The sequence below is a fragment of the Streptomyces sp. DH24 genome (assembly GCF_029813775.1).
Classification (GTDB): Bacteria; Actinomycetota; Actinomycetes; order Streptomycetales; family Streptomycetaceae; genus Streptomyces.
On sequence record NZ_JARVKW010000006.1, the window covers coordinates 250362 to 267589 of the forward strand.

The 17228-nt window shown below is 73.6% G+C and carries 18 protein-coding genes; 12 read left to right on the plus strand and 6 right to left on the minus strand.

The window, feature by feature from the left end; all coding sequences use genetic code 11:
• Positions 1 to 12: 12 nt before the first annotated feature.
• Positions 13 to 1065 carry a GNAT family N-acetyltransferase gene (locus QC282_RS07445; RefSeq protein ID WP_279548415.1) on the minus strand — a complete coding sequence of 351 codons (1053 nt, stop codon included), beginning with the start codon at positions 1063 to 1065 and terminating at the stop codon, positions 13 to 15.
• 140 nt (positions 1066 to 1205) lie between these two features.
• On the opposite strand from QC282_RS07445, the gene fdxA reads away from it, so the two are divergent.
• Both fdxA and QC282_RS07455 read left to right on the plus strand, forming a co-directional pair.
• Positions 1206 to 1538 (plus strand): ferredoxin, encoded by a 333-nt coding sequence (gene fdxA / locus QC282_RS07450; protein ID WP_279548416.1) that lies wholly within the window; start codon positions 1206 to 1208, stop codon positions 1536 to 1538.
• 137 nt (positions 1539 to 1675) lie between these two features.
• A complete protein-coding gene (locus QC282_RS07455) occupies positions 1676 to 2815 on the plus strand; it encodes a bifunctional succinyldiaminopimelate transaminase/glutamate-prephenate aminotransferase (RefSeq protein ID WP_279548443.1) in 1140 nt (379 codons plus the stop codon).
• An 85-nt stretch (positions 2816 to 2900) separates the two neighbouring features.
• Here the strand turns inward: QC282_RS07455 and QC282_RS07460 are convergent, their stop codons facing one another.
• Entirely contained in the window at positions 2901 to 3317 is a 417-nt protein-coding gene (locus tag QC282_RS07460; RefSeq protein ID WP_279548417.1) for an ATP-binding protein, read from the minus strand.
• Between the two features lie 324 nt (positions 3318 to 3641).
• A complete protein-coding gene (locus tag QC282_RS07465; RefSeq protein WP_279548418.1) occupies positions 3642 to 4628 on the minus strand; it encodes a heavy metal transporter in 987 nt (328 codons plus the stop codon).
• Between the two features lie 83 nt (positions 4629 to 4711).
• Here QC282_RS07465 and dapE point away from each other — a divergent pair, with 83 nt between their 5' ends.
• Together dapE and QC282_RS07475 are read left to right on the plus strand one after the other, a co-directional pair.
• Positions 4712 to 5791, plus strand: coding sequence for a succinyl-diaminopimelate desuccinylase (gene dapE / locus QC282_RS07470; protein ID WP_279548419.1), 1080 nt, complete (start codon positions 4712 to 4714; stop codon positions 5789 to 5791).
• A 127-nt stretch (positions 5792 to 5918) separates the two neighbouring features.
• Positions 5919 to 6677: a TIGR00730 family Rossman fold protein gene (locus tag QC282_RS07475; RefSeq protein ID WP_279548420.1), complete on the plus strand. Its 759-nt coding sequence runs from the start codon at positions 5919 to 5921 to the stop codon at positions 6675 to 6677.
• Positions 6678 to 6681: 4 nt separating this feature from the next.
• Here QC282_RS07475 and folP read toward each other — a convergent pair whose 3' ends face one another.
• Positions 6682 to 7542 (minus strand): dihydropteroate synthase, encoded by an 861-nt coding sequence (gene folP, locus QC282_RS07480; protein ID WP_279548421.1) that lies wholly within the window; start codon positions 7540 to 7542, stop codon positions 6682 to 6684.
• Positions 7543 to 7667: 125 nt separating this feature from the next.
• Between folP and QC282_RS07485 the strand changes: the two genes are divergently transcribed.
• Positions 7668 to 8021, plus strand: a complete 354-nt coding sequence (locus QC282_RS07485; RefSeq protein ID WP_279548422.1) for a DivIVA domain-containing protein — start codon at positions 7668 to 7670, stop codon at positions 8019 to 8021.
• Positions 8018 to 8599 carry a DNA-3-methyladenine glycosylase I gene (locus QC282_RS07490; RefSeq protein ID WP_279548423.1) on the plus strand — a complete coding sequence of 194 codons (582 nt, stop codon included), beginning with the start codon at positions 8018 to 8020 and terminating at the stop codon, positions 8597 to 8599. Before QC282_RS07485 ends, QC282_RS07490 begins: the two co-directional genes overlap by 4 nt.
• Before the next feature lie 22 nt (positions 8600 to 8621).
• Here QC282_RS07490 and QC282_RS07495 read toward each other — a convergent pair whose 3' ends face one another.
• Complete coding sequence (locus tag QC282_RS07495; protein ID WP_279548424.1) at positions 8622 to 9425, minus strand: enoyl-CoA hydratase/isomerase family protein; 804 nt, start codon at positions 9423 to 9425, stop codon at positions 8622 to 8624.
• A 354-nt stretch (positions 9426 to 9779) separates the two neighbouring features.
• On the opposite strand from QC282_RS07495, the gene QC282_RS07500 reads away from it, so the two are divergent.
• Positions 9780 to 9947, plus strand: a complete 168-nt coding sequence (locus QC282_RS07500) for a DUF3117 domain-containing protein (RefSeq protein WP_003966491.1) — start codon at positions 9780 to 9782, stop codon at positions 9945 to 9947.
• Between the two features lie 214 nt (positions 9948 to 10161).
• On the opposite strand, the gene QC282_RS07505 is transcribed toward QC282_RS07500, so the two are convergent.
• Entirely contained in the window at positions 10162 to 10860 is a 699-nt protein-coding gene (locus QC282_RS07505) for an O-methyltransferase (RefSeq protein ID WP_279548444.1), read from the minus strand.
• Between the two features lie 162 nt (positions 10861 to 11022).
• On the opposite strand from QC282_RS07505, the gene sigE reads away from it, so the two are divergent.
• The 5 genes from sigE (at position 11023) to QC282_RS07530 (ending at position 17031) form a co-directional block, all read left to right on the plus strand.
• Positions 11023 to 11796, plus strand: a complete 774-nt coding sequence (gene sigE, locus QC282_RS07510) for an RNA polymerase sigma factor SigE (RefSeq protein WP_279548425.1) — start codon at positions 11023 to 11025, stop codon at positions 11794 to 11796.
• Positions 11793 to 12764 (plus strand): anti-sigma factor, encoded by a 972-nt coding sequence (locus tag QC282_RS07515; RefSeq protein ID WP_279548426.1) that lies wholly within the window; start codon positions 11793 to 11795, stop codon positions 12762 to 12764. Before sigE ends, QC282_RS07515 begins: the two co-directional genes overlap by 4 nt.
• 613 nt (positions 12765 to 13377) lie before the next feature.
• Positions 13378 to 15402 (plus strand): S1C family serine protease, encoded by a 2025-nt coding sequence (locus QC282_RS07520; RefSeq protein WP_279548445.1) that lies wholly within the window; start codon positions 13378 to 13380, stop codon positions 15400 to 15402.
• A 235-nt stretch (positions 15403 to 15637) separates the two neighbouring features.
• Complete coding sequence (locus tag QC282_RS07525; RefSeq protein WP_279548427.1) at positions 15638 to 16081, plus strand: sec-independent translocase; 444 nt, start codon at positions 15638 to 15640, stop codon at positions 16079 to 16081.
• 278 nt (positions 16082 to 16359) lie between these two features.
• The gene (locus tag QC282_RS07530) at positions 16360 to 17031 is read left to right on the plus strand and encodes a hypothetical protein (RefSeq protein WP_279548428.1); all 672 of its coding nucleotides are present in this window, start codon (positions 16360 to 16362) and stop codon (positions 17029 to 17031) included.
• Positions 17032 to 17228 lie beyond the last annotated feature (197 nt).

A 17228-nucleotide genomic window follows, 5' to 3' on the forward strand; every position in this document is an offset into this window, starting at 1 on the left:
GCTGGTGCCCTCTCACGGTGCTTCGTACCGGCCGTCGGCACCGGTTTCCGGCGCGCGGTAGTGGTGGTAGGCGTGGTGCGGAGCGAAGCCCAGGCGCGTGTACAGCTCGCGCGCCGCCGTGTTGTCCCGCTCGACCTGGAGCCAGGCGGCCGACGCGCCCTCGTCCAGGGCCTGCCGGGCCAGCGCCGTCATCACGGCCGTGGCCAGCCCGCGCCGCCGCAGCGCCGGATCGACCTCGACGGCTGCGAACCCGGCCCACCGGCCGTCCACCACGCACCGCCCGACGGCCGCGGGCGCCTCGCTCCCGGCGGCGCCCGGCACGGTCGCGAACCACACCGAGGGTCCGCTCCCGGCCCCGCCCGGCCCGGCGGACCCCAGCACCCTCAGGGCCACCTCGCTCACGCCTTTGCGCTGGTAGCGCGCCAGCCACGCCTCGTCCGCCTCCCGCGCCAGCCGCACTCCCTCGGCCTCGCCCCGGTCGGCCACGGGCGCGAGCGCCCCGGTCCACAGCTCCGCCGTCACCTCCCGCACCCAGCCGCGCCGCTCCAGCTCCGCGCACAGCGGCTCCTGCGTGCCCTCGGCGCCGGTCGCGGTCTGGACGTAGGCGGGCAGTCCGCGCTCGCCGTACCAGCGGCGCACGGTGCTCAGCGCCTCGTCGAGCGGCCTGCCGGGGTCGCCGAGCGGCAGCACCGAGTTGGCGCGCCGGGTGAACCCCCGCGCCGCCCGCAGCTCCCAGTCGCCCAGCCGCTCGCTCTCCACCGGCCGCCAGGCCCGCGCCGAGATCCGGGCCAGCTCCTCGTACGACGCGGCGGGCCCCCGGCGGCGGGCCGGGGCGGACGGGACCACCTTGCCCGCCACGAGCGCGGTGTACGGGATGCGGACGCTCTCGCCGGACTTGCGTGTGATGAGCAGCACACCGTCGGTCCATGATGTGAGAACACCGACCGTGTCGGTGAACTTCTCCGGCGTGGCCCCAGGTTCCCTCAAGCACCTCACGGAGACCCGTTTGCCCACGTCAGCAGCGGTGATAAGGACCTCAAGGCGCCCGGCGGCAGAGATTTCCACAGGTCAGTTCACCCCTCCTGTTCGGATCATGCCCAGGAACGGAGATACTAGGGGCGGGCATCGACGACGCCGCGCTCCCGCGCGCCAGGCGGCGGAGCCTGAGGAGGCCCGCCAGCGCCCTATCGAGGAGGAACGACAGCGTGACCTACGTCATCGCGCAGCCTTGTGTCGACGTCAAGGACAAGGCGTGCATCGAGGAGTGCCCGGTCGACTGCATCTACGAGGGCCAGCGGTCCTTGTACATCCACCCGGACGAATGCGTCGACTGTGGGGCCTGTGAGCCGGTGTGCCCGGTGGAGGCCATCTTCTACGAGGACGACACTCCGGAGGAGTGGAAGGACTACTACAAGGCGAACGTCGAGTTCTTCGACGAGCTGGGCTCGCCCGGTGGTGCCAGCAAGCTGGGGCTGATCGAGCGCGACCACCCGTTCATCGCCGCGCTGCCGCCGCAGGCCGGCGAGGGCGCCGAGTAATCCCCGCAGGCGGCCCGAACAGCGCGCCGCCTCGGTCCCGTACGGCCTTTTTCACCGCGACGGCCGTACGGGACCGAGGCGTTTGCGGTCCGAGCCGCGCCGCACAGCACGAAAGCGAGCCAGAGAACGTGTCCGCAGTGTCCGACCGCCCGCCCGTCGCCCGCCGCAGCCCCGCCGAGGGGTCACTGCGCGACCGCCTTCCGGACTTCCCCTGGGACAGGCTGGCGCCGTACAAGCAGACGGCCGCCGCGCACCCGGACGGCCTCGTCGACCTGTCCGTCGGCACCCCGGTCGACCCGGTGCCCGAGCTGATCCAGAAGGCGCTGACGGACGCGGCGGACTCCCCGGGCTACCCGACGGTGTGGGGCACGCCGGAGCTGCGCGACGCGATCACCGGCTGGGTGGAGCGCCGGCTGGGCGCCCGGGACGTCACGCACCGGCACGTGCTGCCCGTCGTGGGCTCCAAGGAGCTCGTGGCCTGGCTGCCGACCCAGCTGGGCCTCGGCCCCGGCGACCGGGTGGCGTACCCGCGCCTGGCGTACCCGACGTACGAGGTGGGTGCCCGGCTGGCGCGCGCCGACCACGAGGCGTACGACGACCCGACCGAGCTGGACCCGGCCGGGCTGCGGCTGCTGTGGCTGAACTCCCCGTCCAACCCGACGGGCAGGGTCCTGGCCAAGGACGAGCTGACCCGGATCGTGGCCTGGGCCCGCGAGCACGGCGTGCTGCTCTTCTCCGACGAGTGCTACCTGGAGCTGGGCTGGGAGGCCGACCCGGTCTCGGTCCTGCACCCGGACGTCAACGGCGGCTCCTACGACGGCATCGTCGCGGTGCACTCCCTGTCCAAGCGGTCCAACCTGGCCGGCTACCGCGCCGCCTTCCTCGCCGGTGACCCGGAGGTCCTCGGCCCGCTGCTGGAGATCCGCAAGCACGGCGGCATGATGACGTCGGCGCCGACGCAGGCGGCGACCGTCGCGGCCCTGGGTGACGACGCGCACGTGCGTGAGCAGCGCGAGCGCTACGCGGCCCGCCGCGAGGTGCTGCGCGAGGCGCTGCTGAAGCACGGCTTCCGCATCGAGCACAGCGAGGCCAGCCTCTACCTGTGGGCCACGCGGGACGAGTCCTGCTGGGACACGGTGGCGCACCTGGCGGAGCTCGGCATCCTCGTGGCGCCGGGCGACTTCTACGGCCCGGCGGGCGAGCGGTTCGTCCGCGTGGCCCTGACGGCGACGGACGAGCGCATCCGGGCGGCGGCGCAGCGGCTGACCTCCGCGTAGGCGCGCGTACGCGCACACGGAAAGCGGCGGGGCCCAGGAACGGAATCCTGGGCCCCGCCGCTGTTACGTGCCCGGCGGGGGAGGGTCAGCCGAGCGGCAGTCCCTTGGTGGGCAGCTGCTGGGTCGGCAGGCCGCCCTTCGTCACGCTGCCGGCGGCCTCGCCGACGACGCCCCCGGTGGAGCCGGCCATGTCACCGGCCGCCTGCTGCGCGGCGGGCGTGGCCTGCTTGACGGCCTTGCCACCGGTCTTGCCCACGGCGGGCACCGCCTTCTCGACCGTCTTGCCGCCGGTCTTGCCCGCGGCCTTGGTGACGTTCTGCGCCGCGCCGTCGAGGGTCTTGCCGGCGTTCGCCCCGTCCAGGGCGGTGAGCCCGCCGAGGTTGGGGGTGGCCGGCAGTTCGGGCGCCGCGCTGGCGGAGCCGGCCGCACCGACCCCGGCGGCCGCTCCTGCAGCGACGAGCAGCGCGGCACGGGCGATCCGGCGGGTCAGGGGGAGGGACATGATGCTCCTTCGACGGGAGAGAACGGTGAAGTGTCGAACCGGGCCCGGGAGTTGACCGACTCGTTGTTGATCGTCCGGGCTCGGACCCAGTGACTACCGCTCGAATCGCGCGAAGGTTGCGGCGCACCAACGTAAAGAGTTGGTAATGCGTCGCATAATCGCCTGCGGAGGAAAACGGGCAAATGCCGCCCGGTGTGAAAGTGTGCCGAATCCTTACAGCCCTTGATTACCAAGGCTTTCCGACGGCTCGGGGTGACGGACGAAAGCCTGCGCAGCAACGCTTTTGGCGGCAGGGCGAGTGACCCTCGCGAGTGACGGCCCGTACTACTGCGCGGTCACGATGCGGACCGCGCCGGCGCCCTTCTCCGCGCCCGCGGCTCCCGCGCCGCCGACCGGACGCCACTGGCTGTCCGTGTGCCCCGCGGTCCACTCCCGGCCCGCGTACGTCACCTTCTGGATGTGCAGCGCCGAGGCGTTGGCCACCGCCCAGTGCGCCAGCTGCCAGCCGCGCCGCCCCCGGTTCCGCTCCCCGGACGAGCCCGGCTCGGCGGTCACCGGCAGCACCACCGTGCGCCCACCGGCGCCGCCCTCCTGCTCCGGGGAGGCCGTCGGCGTGGACGCCGGCCCGGCGGCGCCCACCTCGGCGCCCGCCGGCTGGAGCGCGTCCCGCCCGAAGTCGCGCACCAGCGCCGCGCGCACCGCCTCCGGGCCCGACACGCGGGTGGCGCCCGGCCGTCCCTCGCAGGTCAGTGTGGCCGCCGAGCGTCCGGTGAGGGCGGCGGCCAGCAGCGTGGCGTCCGGCTCGTGCTTGGCGTACGCCTGCGGGAAACCGCTGCGCTGCACGCGCTGCGCGGCGACCGTCAGCGGCAGCCGCGTGTAGCCGGGCACCTCGACCAGGTGGTCGTAGAACTTCGCCGACGCGTACGTCGGGTCCATGATCTCCGCCGGGGTGCCCCAGCCCTGCGAGGGCCGCTGCTGGAACAGGCCGAGGGAGTCCCGGTCGCCGTAATCGATGTTGCGCAGGGCGGACTCCTGGAGCGCGGTCGCGAGCGCGATCGTCACGGCCCGCTCCGGCAGGCCCCGCGCGGTGCCGACAGCAGTGATCGTCGCCGCGTTCACCGCCTGCTCCGGCGAGAACTCGTAGGTCGCCCCGTCGCCCTTGGCGGAGACGACCTCGCAGCCGGGCCCACCCCTGCTTCCGGTGACGTACTGCACGGCGAGGTAGCCGGCGACCGCGAGCAGGACCACGAGGGCCGCCCCGAACCGGAGGAGGCGGCCGCGGCGCTTGGAGGAGGGGGGCGGCTCTGACACGCGTACAAGGTACTTGAGGCCGGGGCCGGCCCGGAGCCGGGTGTGGACAGTGCCACGGAGGCCGGGGCGTTAGGGTCGACGGCATGGCCGACACCCCGCTTGACCTCACCCTGGACGCCGCGAGGCTCACCGCCCGGCTCGTCGACTTCCCCTCCGAGAGCGGCACCGAGAAGCCCCTCGCGGACGCGATCGAGACCGCCCTGCGCGCCCTGGGGCACCTGACGGTCGACCGGTACGGCAACAACGTGGTGGCCCGCACGAACCTGGGGCGGCCGGAGCGGGTCGTCCTCGCCGGGCACATCGACACCGTGCCGATCGCCGGCAACGTCCCCTCGCGCCTGGACGAGGACGGCGTGCTCTGGGGCTGCGGCACCTGCGACATGAAGGCGGGCGTCGCGGTCCAGCTGCGCATCGCGGCGACGGTCCCGGCCCCCAACCGCGACCTGACGTTCGTCTTCTACGACAACGAGGAGGTCGCCGCCGACCTCAACGGCCTCAAGCACGTCGCCGAGGCCCACCCGGAGTGGCTCGAGGGCGACTTCGCGGTGCTGCTGGAGCCGTCCGACGGGCAGGTCGAGGGCGGCTGCCAGGGCACCCTGCGGGTGCTGCTGAAGACCAAGGGCGAGCGGGCGCACTCGGCGCGCGGCTGGATGGGCTCCAACGCCATCCACGCGGCGGCGCCCATCCTGGCCAGGCTGGCCGCCTACGAGCCGCGCCACCCCGTGATCGACGGCCTGGAGTACCGCGAGGGCCTGAACGCGGTCGGCATCACGGGCGGCGTCGCGGGCAACGTCATCCCGGACGAGTGCGTCGTGACCGTCAACTTCCGGTACGCGCCCGACCGCACGGAGGACGAGGCGCTGGCCCACGTCCGCGAGGTGTTCGCGGACTGCGGCGTCGAGGAGTTCGTCGTGGACGACCACAGCGGCGCCGCGCTGCCCGGCCTGTCCCACCCCGCCGCGGCGGCCTTCATCAAGGCGGTCGGCGGCACCCCGCAGCCCAAGTACGGCTGGACCGACGTGTCCCGGTTCTCCTCGCTCGGTGTGCCCGCGGTGAACTACGGCCCCGGCAATCCGCACCTGGCCCACAAGCGGGACGAACGGGTGGACACCGCGAAGATCCTGGCGGGCGAGGAGCGGCTGCGGGCCTGGCTCACCGCGTGACACCCCGGGCCGCCGCGGGCCGGGCCGTGTTTACGGCGCTTCACCCGCGGACATGCGGAGGTCCCCCTGACGTAACCCCTGTGGATCTACGCTGAGGCCGAACGACACGCCGACGGAGGGAGCACACATGGCTACCGGAAACCCCGAGGGGAAGAGGCGGCCGCCCGAGGAGCAGCGCCTGGGGCCGGTCCTCCGCAGGCGGGACCAGGTACAGGCCAGCACCACCGACCAGCGGCTGCTGGACGCGGGCGGCCCGTCGGACTGGGTGCACACCGACCCCTGGCGCGTGCTGCGCATCCAGTCGGAGTTCATCGAGGGCTTCGGCACCCTCGCCGAACTCCCGCCCGCGATCAGCGTGTTCGGCTCCGCCCGCACCCCGGCAGGATCGCCGGATTACGAGGCGGGCGTGCGGCTCGGCCGGGGCCTGGTGGAGGCGGGCTTCGCCGTCATCACCGGCGGCGGGCCGGGCGCCATGGAGGCCGCCAACAAGGGCGCCTGCGACGCGAGCGGCATCTCGGTCGGCCTCGGCATCGAGCTGCCCTTCGAGCAGGGACTCAACCCCTACGTCGACATCGGCCTCAACTTCCGTTACTTCTTCGTCCGGAAGATGATGTTCGTCAAGTACGCGCAGGGCTTCGTCGTCCTGCCCGGCGGCCTCGGCACGCTCGACGAACTCTTCGAGGCCCTGACCCTGGTCCAGACGCAGAAGGTCACCCGCTTCCCGATCGTCCTGTTCGGCACCGAGTACTGGGGCGGCCTGGTCGACTGGCTCAGGGGCACCGTGATCGCCCAGGGCAAGGCCGCCGAGAAGGACCTGATGCTGTTCCACGTCACGGACGACGTGGACGAGGCCGTCGCCCTGGTCTCGAAGGAAGCCGGCCGCTAGGACGTCACGCCAGACCCCGGCGGGCCACCGCCGGGGGACGGTGGCCGGCGATCGACGCCACCATGTCCAGCACCTGCCGGGTCTCGGCGACCTCGTGCACCCGGTACACCTGCGCCCCGAGCCACGCGGAGACCGCGGTCGTCGCCAGCGTCCCCAGCACCCGCTCCCTCACCGGCCGGTCCAGCGTCTCCCCGACGAAGTCCTTGTTCGACAGCGACACCAGCACCGGCCAGCCCGTCTCCACCATCTCGCCGAGCCGCCGCGTCGCCTCCAGGCTGTGCCGCGTGTTCTTCCCGAAGTCGTGCCCCGGGTCGATCAGCACCGACTCCCGCGGCACGCCCAGCGCCACCGCCCGCTCGGCCAGCCCGACCGTCACGCGCAGGATGTCCGCCATCACGTCGTCGTACGTCACCCGGTGCGGGCGCGTGCGCGGTTCGGCGCCCCCCGCGTGCGTGCACACCAGGCCCACCCGGTACCGCGCCGCGACCTCCGCGAGCTTCGGGTCGACGCCGCCCCACGCGTCGTTCAGCAGGTCGGCGCCCGCCTCGCACACGGCCTCGCCGACCTCGTGCCGCCAGGTGTCCACGCTGATCACGACGTCCGGGAAACGCCGCCGCACCTCGGCCACGAAGCCGACCGTGCGCCGCGCCTCCTCCTCGGCGGTGACCTCCTCGCCGGGCCCGGCCTTCACCCCGCCGATGTCGATGATCGCGGCGCCTTCGGCCACCGCCTGCTCCACGCGCGCGAGCGCCGGCTCGTCGCGGAAGGTGGCCCCCTGGTCGTAGAAGGAGTCCGGGGTCCGGTTCACGATGGCCATGATCACCGGCTCGTGCGGGTCGAATGCGCGCCTGCCCAGCCTGAGCATCCCCTGTGACCTCTCCCTGTGCGTCCCCGTCCACGGCCGCCTGCGACCCTAGCTGTCAGAGTCGCATGGCACGATCGGAGCCTGACACATCCGCATCCGATCCATCCGACGTGGGGGCCCCAGCGATGGTGATGTTCTTGTTCCTGATCGTGGCGCTCGCCGTCGTGGTCTCCGGGGTGACCCTCGCCGTCGTGGGCGGCGGCGAGCGCGCCCCGCTGCCCGACGCCGCGCCCGAGCGGCTCCAGGACCACCTGCCGCCGGACCGGCCGCTCGGCCGTGCCGACGTGGAGCGCCTGCGCTTCCCGCTCGCCGTGCGCGGCTACCGCATGGCCGACGTGGACGACGCCCTCGGCCGCCTCGGCGCCGAGCTCGCCGAGCGGGACGCCCGCATCGCCGACCTGGAGTCCGCGCTGGCCGGAGCCCGGGCCGCCGCCCACCACGCCGCCGTGGAGAAGCCCGCCCCGGAGGACGAGCAGTGAGCACGGCACTCGCCGGTCCCGACGGCGCCCCGCGCTGCCCCTGGGCCCTGTCCACGCCGGACTACGTGACCTACCACGACGAGGAGTGGGGCCGCCCGGTCCACGGCGACGACGCGCTGTACGAGCGGCTCAGCCTGGAGGCCTTCCAGTCCGGCCTGTCCTGGATCACCATCCTGCGCCGCCGCCCCGGCTTCCGCGCCGCCTTCGCCGGCTTCGACATCGCCAAGGTCGCCGCCTTCACCGACGACGACCGCGAACGGCTCCTGGCCGACACCGGCATCATCCGCAACCGCGCCAAGATCGACGCCACGCTCGCCAACGCGCGCGTGCTGGCCGACTGGGCCCCGGGCGACCTGGACGACCTGATCTGGTCCCACGCCCCCGAGCCCGGCCGCCCGGTCCCGAAGACCCTCGCGGACGTCCCGGCGGTCACCCCCGAGTCGACGGCCCTGTCCAAGGCCCTGAAGAAACGGGGCCTGCGCTTCGTGGGCCCGACGACGGCGTACGCGCTGATGCAGGCGTGCGGGCTGGTGGACGACCACCTGGAGACGTGCGTGGCGCGCGGACCCCGCGCGTGAGGGCGCGGGGTCCCGGCGGCGCTCACCGGCCCAGGTACCGCGGCTTCTCCTTGTCGACGAACGCCCGCACCGCGATCGCGTGGTCCTCGGAGGAACCCGCCCGCGACTGGAGTTCCTCCTCCTTCTCCAGCGTCTCCTCCAGCGAGTGCGTCAGCCCGTACGCCACGGCCTCCTTCAGCGCCGCGTAGGCGACCGTCGGCCCGGCGGCCAGCGCCCGCGCCGCCTTCTCCGCCTCGGCCCGCAGCTCCGCGGCCGGCACGATCCGGTTGGCGATGCCCAGCTCGTACGCCTCCTGCGCGCCGATGTTCCGCGGGAACAGCAGCAGGTCGGCGGCCCGGCCCGGACCGACGACGCGGGGCAGCGTCCACGAGATGCCGGAGTCGGCGGTCAGCGCCACACCGGCGAACGACGTGTTGAACGCGGCCGTGTCCGCCACCAGCCGGTAGTCCGCCGCGAGGGCGAAGCCGAAGCCCGCCCCGGCCGCCACGCCGTTCACCGCGGCGACCACCGGCTTCGCGGCGCCGGCCAGCGCCCGCACGATCGGGTTGTAGTGCTCCCGCACCGTGCTCATCGTCTGCCCCGAGCCGGACTCCCGGTCCGCGGCCAGCAGCCCGATGTGCTCCTTGAGGTCCTGGCCGACGCAGAACGCCCGCTCACCGGCGGCCGTCAGCAGCACCGCCCGCACGGCGTCGTCGTCCGCGGCGGACCTCACCGCGTCCCGCAGGGCGACCTTGGTCTCGACATTCAGCGCGTTCATCGCCTCGGGGCGGTTCAGCGTGATCGTCGCGAGCCCGTCGCTCACCTCGTAGAGCACGGTGTCGGCCATGGCGTATCCCCTCCGTGTGGCGGTTGTCTGCAGGACAGCATGGCGGAGATCAACGACCGCGGAACCGACCGGCCGTGTGAGCTGCGTCAAACAATTCCGTGCCGTTTCCGTTCGGTGGAAGTGTGTGCGGGCGCGCAGTATCGCAGTCACTTCGCCGAATTGAGTGGTTTTGCTCGCGTGCGTTGCCCAAGCGATGCCGACCGATGTTGGTCATCGGGTCCTGCGATGCGGGATAATGGCTGGGAAGCAATGTGTTCGATGCCGGTGTCGCGCGCGTGCCCGTTCCGGACCGTGCGTGCCCTTCAGGGGGCCGTCGGCTTTGACGATGAGCTGGTTTCAGGAAGGGGAACGAGCATGGCGGCCATGAAGCCGCGGACGGGTGACGGCCCGCTCGAGGTGACCAAGGAGGGGCGGGGCATCGTCATGCGCGTTCCGCTCGAAGGCGGCGGTCGGCTCGTCGTCGAGCTGACCCCGGACGAGGCCGACGCGCTCGGCGACGCTCTCAAGAAGGTCGTCGGCTGACGCGCAAGCGACCATACCCTTTCAGTGCCCCGGCGCCGCGTGCGGTGCCGGGGCCGCTGTTTTCCCGGGAATTCCCGGCGAAACGGCGTGCTTCTCGACACGGGCGAGGGACTTTCGGCGCGGTGCGGGTTTCTCGGTGAGGAGGAGATTCCCGTTCCGGCTCAGTACTGTTCCGAGCGGCCGGGTGCCTGCCCGGTGCCGGGCCGGGTGGGCCTCAGCGCTTCACCGCGCACAGCAGGCCGTCGCCCACCGGCAGCACCGACGGCACGAGTTCCTGGCTCTCGCGTACCGTACGCAGCACCTCGCGCAGCCGCAGCACCTCGGTCGGCTGGGGCCCCGAGTCCACGGTCCGGCCGTTGGCGAAGACGCCCTCGAAAACGACCAGTCCACCGGGGCGCAGCAGACGCAACGATTCAGCGAGGTAGTCGAGGTACTCGAGCCGGTCGCCGTCGCAGAACACGAGGTCGTACCCGGCGTCCGCGAGCCGCGGCAGCACGTCCAGGGCGCGGCCGGGGATGAAACGGGCCCGGTTGCTGGCGAAGCCGGCGGCCCGGAAGGCCTGGCGGGCGAACTGCTGGTGTTCCGGCTCCGGGTCGACCGTGGTGAGGACCCCGTCCGGCCGCATGCCGTGCAGCAGATGAATCCCGGACACGCCGCAGCCCGTCCCGATCTCGGCGACGGCCTTCGCGTCCACGGCGGCGGCGAGCAACCGCAGCGCGGAGCCCGTGCTGGGCGACACCGAGCGCAGCCCTGCCTCACGGGCCCGGTCGCGGGCCCAGTGCAGCGCGTCGTCCTCGGCGACATAGGCGTCGGCGAACGCCCAGCTCGTCTGCCGGTTGCCGCTAATGACCCTCTCCTGTCCCCGTGGTTGCCTGGGCGTGACTGTATCCGTTGGCGCCGGGAACCCGCAGATGGGACCGGTCGTTTAAAGGGATGAGCGAGTGGCGGATGCCGTGACGGGGGGTGACGGGTGGACCAGGACGACGAGCAAGTGCTGACGCAGCCGTACGAGCCGTGCCAGCCGAGATCAATTTCTCGTAAAACCGCTTATCCGGAGCTAACGGGCGAGGTGGCTATGGTAGGGGCTCCACTGGACACCACCAGAGCCGACAGGGGAGGTGCGGCTGCGCCTGTGGATCGGAGAGGAGCGCTGCGGCGCTTCCTCGGATCGGCGGGCAGGCCGAGATCCGTGAACGACACCGCTGCTGACCACAGCCACGCCGCTGATCACCCGCAGACCGCGACGTTCTCCACCGACGCGGACGGGTCGGCGTGGACTCCGCCCACGTGGGAGGAGATCGTCAGCACGCACAGTGGTCGGGTCTACCGCCTCGCCTACCGCCTCACGGGCAACCAGCACGACGCCGAGGACCTCACCCAGGAGGTCTTCGTCCGCGTCTTCCGTTCCCTGTCGACGTACACGCCGGGGACCTTCGAGGGCTGGCTGCACCGCATCACCACGAACCTGTTCCTGGACATGGTCCGCCGCAAGCAGCGCATCCGTTTCGACGCGCTCGGCGAGGACGCGGCCGAGCGGCTGCCCAGCCGGGAGCCCAACCCGCAGCAGATCTTCAACGACGCGCACTTCGACGCGGACGTGCAGCAGGCCCTCGACACGCTCGCCCCCGAGTTCCGTGCCGCGGTCGTGCTGTGCGACATCGAAGGGCTGTCGTACGAGGAGATCGCCGCGACCCTCGGCGTCAAGCTCGGCACGGTGCGCTCCCGGATCCACCGCGGGCGCTCCCAGCTGCGCAAGGCCCTCGCGCACCGCTCGCCGGAGGCCCGGGCCGAACGCCGCTCCTTCATGGCCCGCGTGCCGGCACTGGGAGGAGGGGGCGCGAGCACGTGAGCGGGTCACGGCCGAAACCTGTCGAGGGACACCTCGCGGAACAGCATCTGGGAGACCGACTCGCCGCCCTGGTGGACGGTGAGCTCGGTCATGACGCGCGCGAGCGCGTACTGGCGCACGTCGCCACCTGCCCGAAGTGCAAGGCGGAGGTGGACGAGCAGCGCCGGCTGAAGAACGTCTTCGCGGAGACGGCCCCGCCGCCGCCCTCCGAGAGCCTGCTGGCCCGCCTCCAGGGGCTGCCGGGCGGCGACACGGACGGCGGTTCCCCGCGCCTGGGCGACGGTGGCTTCGGCGGCCTGCCCGGCCGGTTGGGGGCGTCCGGGGCCTTCGGAGTGAAGCGGGACGACCGCTTCCCGTTCGGTTACGCCCCCGCCGCGTCCCACGCCGCGGTGCTGCCGCCCTCCCCGGGCCGCGGCTTCCGCATCCACGACGTCGGCCGCCACGACTCCGACCGGCCCGCGTCGCGCGGGCTGCGGTTCGCGTTCGTCGCCGCCGGGGCCGTGTCGCTGGCCGCGATCGCGCTCGGCGGGGTCACCACGGGCACGACGGCGGACACGTCCGAGGCGCGCGGCGGCTCCGGCAGCAACGTCACTCCGCTGCGCACCCAGGGCACGGGAGCCACGGGCACCCCCGAGTCCCAGCGCCGCCGCACGGCGGGACCGGTGCTCGCCCAGGGCGGTCAGCAGGCGCTCGGCGAGACCCCGGCCGCGCCGACCGCGGTGTCCGCGCCGCTGCTGCCCGGTGGTCTGCCGTCCCCGGCCGCGGTCCGGCAGCACCTGCTTCCGCTGACCACACCTGTCGAGGCAGGCGCGGCTGTCCTGTCCCCGCTGATACGTCCGCTGTCCGCGACCCCGCCGGTCACCCTGACGTCGTGGCCCACGCCCTCCGGTCTGCTCGCCGCGACCGTCCCCGACGCCACCTCGGCCCCCACGCCGGTGCCGTCCCCGTCCTCCCACCACCTTCCCTAGCGGGCCACCGGCACTCGTCCCGCACACCAGGCCGCGGCCGGGCAACGGCTCCTGCTCGGCGCGGCCGGCCCTGCCCGGCCCACGCCCGCCCACACGTCCGCAGGGCCCGCCGCCCCGGACTCCGCTTCCCCGGCGTCTGCGCGCCGGCCCACGAACCTGATTGAATCCGGGGTGGGCCGCGCCCCCGCCAGCGTGCCGGGCGCGGAGTCGACGAACCGCGGCCACCGCCGACGAGCCGTGCCGCGGCCAGCGGGGGGAGAGCATGAACGAGGGGAAGCCCACACAGGGCCCTGCTGGGCAGCAGGAGGCGTCGGGAAGCGTGCCGGGGCAGCCGGAGACACACGGGCCGCTGACGCCGGGCACGACCCCCACGGGGTCACACGCGGACGACGCGGGGGCGGACTTCGACCCGCGACACCCGGAACCTAGCTGCGCCGCCGCCACCGTCGAGCCGGAACACCGAACCGGGTCGGAGGCCGCCGGAGCCACCGACGACGCGGGGCACCGGTCGGCGGGGCACCGGTCGGAGGGGGCGGGGTCGGTCGGCGCCACCGGTGGGGCGGGGCCGGGACACCGGTCCGAGGCGGGTGCGGACGCCGACGGCGACTATGAGCTGGAGCGTCCGGCAACGGCTGACGCCGGGGCCGACTCGGAGGCGGCCGAGGCTGCTGAGGTGTCCGAGGTATCCGGGGTCTCCGAGGCGGCCGAAGTGTCCGAGAGGGCTGAGAGCTCGGAGAGGACGGCGACCCCCGAGGCACGCGCCGCGTCCGCCTCCGCCACCGCGTCCGTCGCCGTCGCCGTCGCCGGAGACCCCAGTGCACCCGCCGCTTCCGCCCCCCTCACCGGAGACCCGACCGGCCTCAGCACCGGCCCTGACACCGCCGCCCCCCACACAGCCCCCCACGCCCCCCTGAGCCCCGCAGACGAGCGGCCCAAGCCGCTGCACGACCCGGACCCGTACAGCACCCCGCCGTACGGCGAGCCGGGGCCCTGGGCCCCCGCGCCGCCCGTGCAGCACCCGGCGACCACGCCGGCGCACGGAACGGCCGTGGCGACGCAGCCGGGGGCGCCCGTGCCGCCGGTCCAGCACACTGCGCCCGCACCCGCGCCGGGGTCGCCCGTGCCGCCGGTCCAGCCCACGTTGCCCGCACCCAGCCCCGGGACGGCCGTGCCGCCGCCGGTTCAGCACACTGCGCCCGCACCCCAGCCAGGGACGCCAGTGCCGCCGCCGGTCCAGCCCACGGCGCCCGCACCCGGGCCCGGGACGGCCGTGCTGCCGAGTCAGGGCGGACCCGGTCCGGCGGCGCCGGCTCCGCACCCGGCGCCCGTGCCGGCCCACGGGACCGCCGCTCCCGCGCCCCAGCCCCAGGCGCCCCACGCCGCCGCCTCACCGGCCCCCGGCGCCCTTCCCGCGCCCCAGGAGGCCACTCCCGACCCCTGGCGGCGTTACGACCCCTGGGCCGCTTCCGCCGGCGCCGGGGTGCTGCAGCAGACCGGTGCCGCCGTGCCGAGCCGTGAGCAGCGGCGCCGGCGCGGGCGCAGGGTGGTGCTCGGCGGCATCCTGCTGGTCGCGCTCGTTTCCGGCGGCGTCGGCGGTGTCGTCGGCGCCTACCTCGAACGCAACGGCGGCGTCGGAGGCGTCGAACTGCCGCAGGCCGGCAAGGAGGCCTCCGGGCGGGCGCCCGACAGCGTGGCCGGGATCGCCGCCCGCGCCCTCCCCGGCGTCGTCACGCTGCACGTCAGCGGCGGCGGCGAACAGGGCACCGGCACCGGCTTCGTCCTCGACGACCGCGGCCACATCCTCACCAACAACCACGTCGTCGAGCCCGCCGGGTCCGACGGCGAGATAACGGTGACGTTCCACAGCGGCGACACCGCCAGGGCCAGGGTCGTGGGCCGGGACAGCGGCTACGACCTCGCCGTCGTGCGGGTCAGCGGCGTCAAGGGCCTCACCCCGATGCCCCTCGGCAACTCGGACAACGTGCGCGTCGGCGACCCCGTCGTCGCCATCGGCGCGCCCTTCGACCTGGCCGGCACGGTCACCTCCGGGATCATCAGCGCCAAGCAGCGCCCCATCACGGCGGGCGGCGAGAAGGGCGACGGCAGCGACGTCTCGTACGTGGACGCGCTGCAGACCGACGCGCCCATCAACCCGGGCAACTCCGGCGGGCCGCTGCTCGACGCCCAGGGCCGCGTCATCGGCATCAACTCCGCCATCCGCTCCGCCGACAGCGGCGCCGAGCTGGAGGGCGGCCAGTCCGGCTCGATAGGCCTCGGCTTCGCCATACCGATCAACCAGGGCAAGCGCGTCGCCGAGGAACTGATCAACACCGGCAGGGCGACGCATCCCGTCATCGGCATCACGCTCGACATGAACTACAGCGGCGACGGCGCCCGCGTCGGTACCAAGGGCAACGACGGCGGCCCGGCGGTCACCCCGGGCGGTCCCGGCGCCAAGGCGGGGATCAAGGCCGGCGACGTCATCACCGAGGTCGACGGGCAGCGCGTCCACTCCGGTGAGGAGCTGATCGTCAAGACCCGCGCCCACCGCCCCGGCGACCGTCTCGAACTGACCCTGACGCGCGGCGGCGAGAAGCGGACGATCTCCCTCGTCCTCGGCTCCTCGCAGGGCGACTGAGACCGGCCGCGTGGCACGCGGGGCCCACGCCGGGCCCCGCATCCCCGTTCCACCAGGCACGTAACGGGATCGTTCAGGCGAACAATGCGAAAACCGAGCGCATACACGCACGCGGACGTCACGGGGCGGTACCGGTGGAGCGGGGTCGGCGGGTACCGTGGATCCGGCCCGGACCACGGAAGACCCGCACAGACCACCGAGGGCCGAGGACCGAGGACATCGCAAGGAGCTTCAGGTGTTCAATGACATAGGACCGCTCGAGCTGGTGACGATCGTCGTCCTCGCCGTGCTCGTCTTCGGTCCGGACAAGCTCCCCAAGGTCATCCAGGACGTGATGCGGACGGTCCGGAAGGTCCGGGAGTTCTCGGAGAGCGCCAAGCAGGACATCCGGCAGGAACTGGGCCCCGAGTTCAAGGACTTCGAGTTCGAGGACCTCAACCCCAAGACGTTCATCCGCAAGCAGTTGGACAACGACGAACTGGGGCTGAAGGAGATCCGCAACGGCTTCGACCTGAAGAAGGAGATGGCCGAGGTCACGGACGCCGTGCACGGCCGCGACACCGACTCCTCCTCCGCGACGGGCACGCCGGCGTCGTCGGGCGGCCGCGTCGACATGGCCAAGAAGCCCGAGGAGCCCCGGCGCGACGAGCGCCCGCCCTTCGACGCGGACGCCACCTGATCCGTCGCCGGCGCCACCTGGGCCGTACGGGGGAGAGGTTCACCCTCGCCCGTACGTGACGCGTCTCATACGCGTCACCTGCCGCACACCCCCCGTCCAGCCCTTTCGTGTCGTGAGCACGGCGCGCGGCCGTCGCGCGGGTGACCCGCGCGACGGGCGGTTTCCGAGCTGTGTGCACGGGTGTGGATATGCTGCCGAGTTGTTGTGCGGACCGGACGAGTACGCCCGAAGGGGGGCGGGCCGGCCGGTCCGAACTAGAGCGAGGAGGCGTCCGGCACATGGAGACGACGAGTAGGGCAGTCGCGCAGGCGCCGGCCGCGGAGGACGGACAACGGGCCGCCTCCGCCCGGCGCACGGTCGACGACTTCCTGCGCGCGCCCTTCCCGTGGTACGGCCTCGACGAGGCCTTCACCGGGCCGCGCCGGCTGATGCAGGTCGGTACCGCCGCCGACGGGGCCGTGGAGCACGGTTCGATCGGGCACGGCGACGAACCCTCGGTGCGCAACGAGCACATGGCGGGCGGTGACCAGGACGCCAAGGAGAAGTTCGCGGTGGTCGTCACCGTCGCCGCCAACCCCGTACGGCGCAGCGCCGACGGCACGGGCGTGCTGGAGGCCACGTCGGTGTCCTCGGCGGCCTGGCTCGCGGGCGTGGGGCTGCTCACCTGCACCTGGCCCGGCCAGGTGGACCACACCCTGCGGGACGACTGGCTGGAGCAGCAGACCGAGACGGCGTGGGCCCTCGCGGACGACCTGGAGGGGCCCGAGTGGTCGACGCTGACGCTGCCGGTGGACGGGGTGCCGACGCCGTTCCACTACCGCGAGTCCGAGTTCGGGTGGGTGCTGGCCGGCTCCACCGGGGCCGGGGTGCACGTGGGGGCCTACGGGCGCGGGATGAGCGCGTACGGTCTCGGGTTCGCCGCGGTCAAGGACATCACGCTGTACGCGTGACGGCCGCGCCGCACGGGTGACGGAAGGGGGGCCGCGGGGGGGGGCGGGGGGTGCGGTTGTGGGTGGGGGGGTGGGTGCGGGTGCGGGTGCGGGTGGGTGCGGTTGTGGTGGGATGCGGGTGCGCCTGAGGGTCTGAGTTTGGGTGCCTGCCCGTGGCTCGTTGCGGCTCGGGTTCAGGGGTGGTGCCGGTTCGCGGG

Coding starts and splice junctions, on each gene's coding strand:
- sigE (WP_279548425.1), top strand. CDS start 11,023: ATGGTAGGGGCTCCACTGGACACCACCAGAGCCGACAGGGGAGGTGCG.
- folP (WP_279548421.1), bottom strand. CDS start 7,542: ATGCTCAGGCTGGGCAGGCGCGCATTCGACCCGCACGAGCCGGTGATC.
- QC282_RS07485 (WP_279548422.1), top strand. CDS start 7,668: ATGGTGATGTTCTTGTTCCTGATCGTGGCGCTCGCCGTCGTGGTCTCC.
- QC282_RS07500 (WP_003966491.1), top strand. CDS start 9,780: ATGGCGGCCATGAAGCCGCGGACGGGTGACGGCCCGCTCGAGGTGACC.
- QC282_RS07460 (WP_279548417.1), bottom strand. CDS start 3,317: ATGTCCCTCCCCCTGACCCGCCGGATCGCCCGTGCCGCGCTGCTCGTC.
- QC282_RS07475 (WP_279548420.1), top strand. CDS start 5,919: ATGGCTACCGGAAACCCCGAGGGGAAGAGGCGGCCGCCCGAGGAGCAG.
- dapE (WP_279548419.1), top strand. CDS start 4,712: ATGGCCGACACCCCGCTTGACCTCACCCTGGACGCCGCGAGGCTCACC.
- QC282_RS07495 (WP_279548424.1), bottom strand. CDS start 9,425: ATGGCCGACACCGTGCTCTACGAGGTGAGCGACGGGCTCGCGACGATC.
- QC282_RS07530 (WP_279548428.1), top strand. CDS start 16,360: ATGGAGACGACGAGTAGGGCAGTCGCGCAGGCGCCGGCCGCGGAGGAC.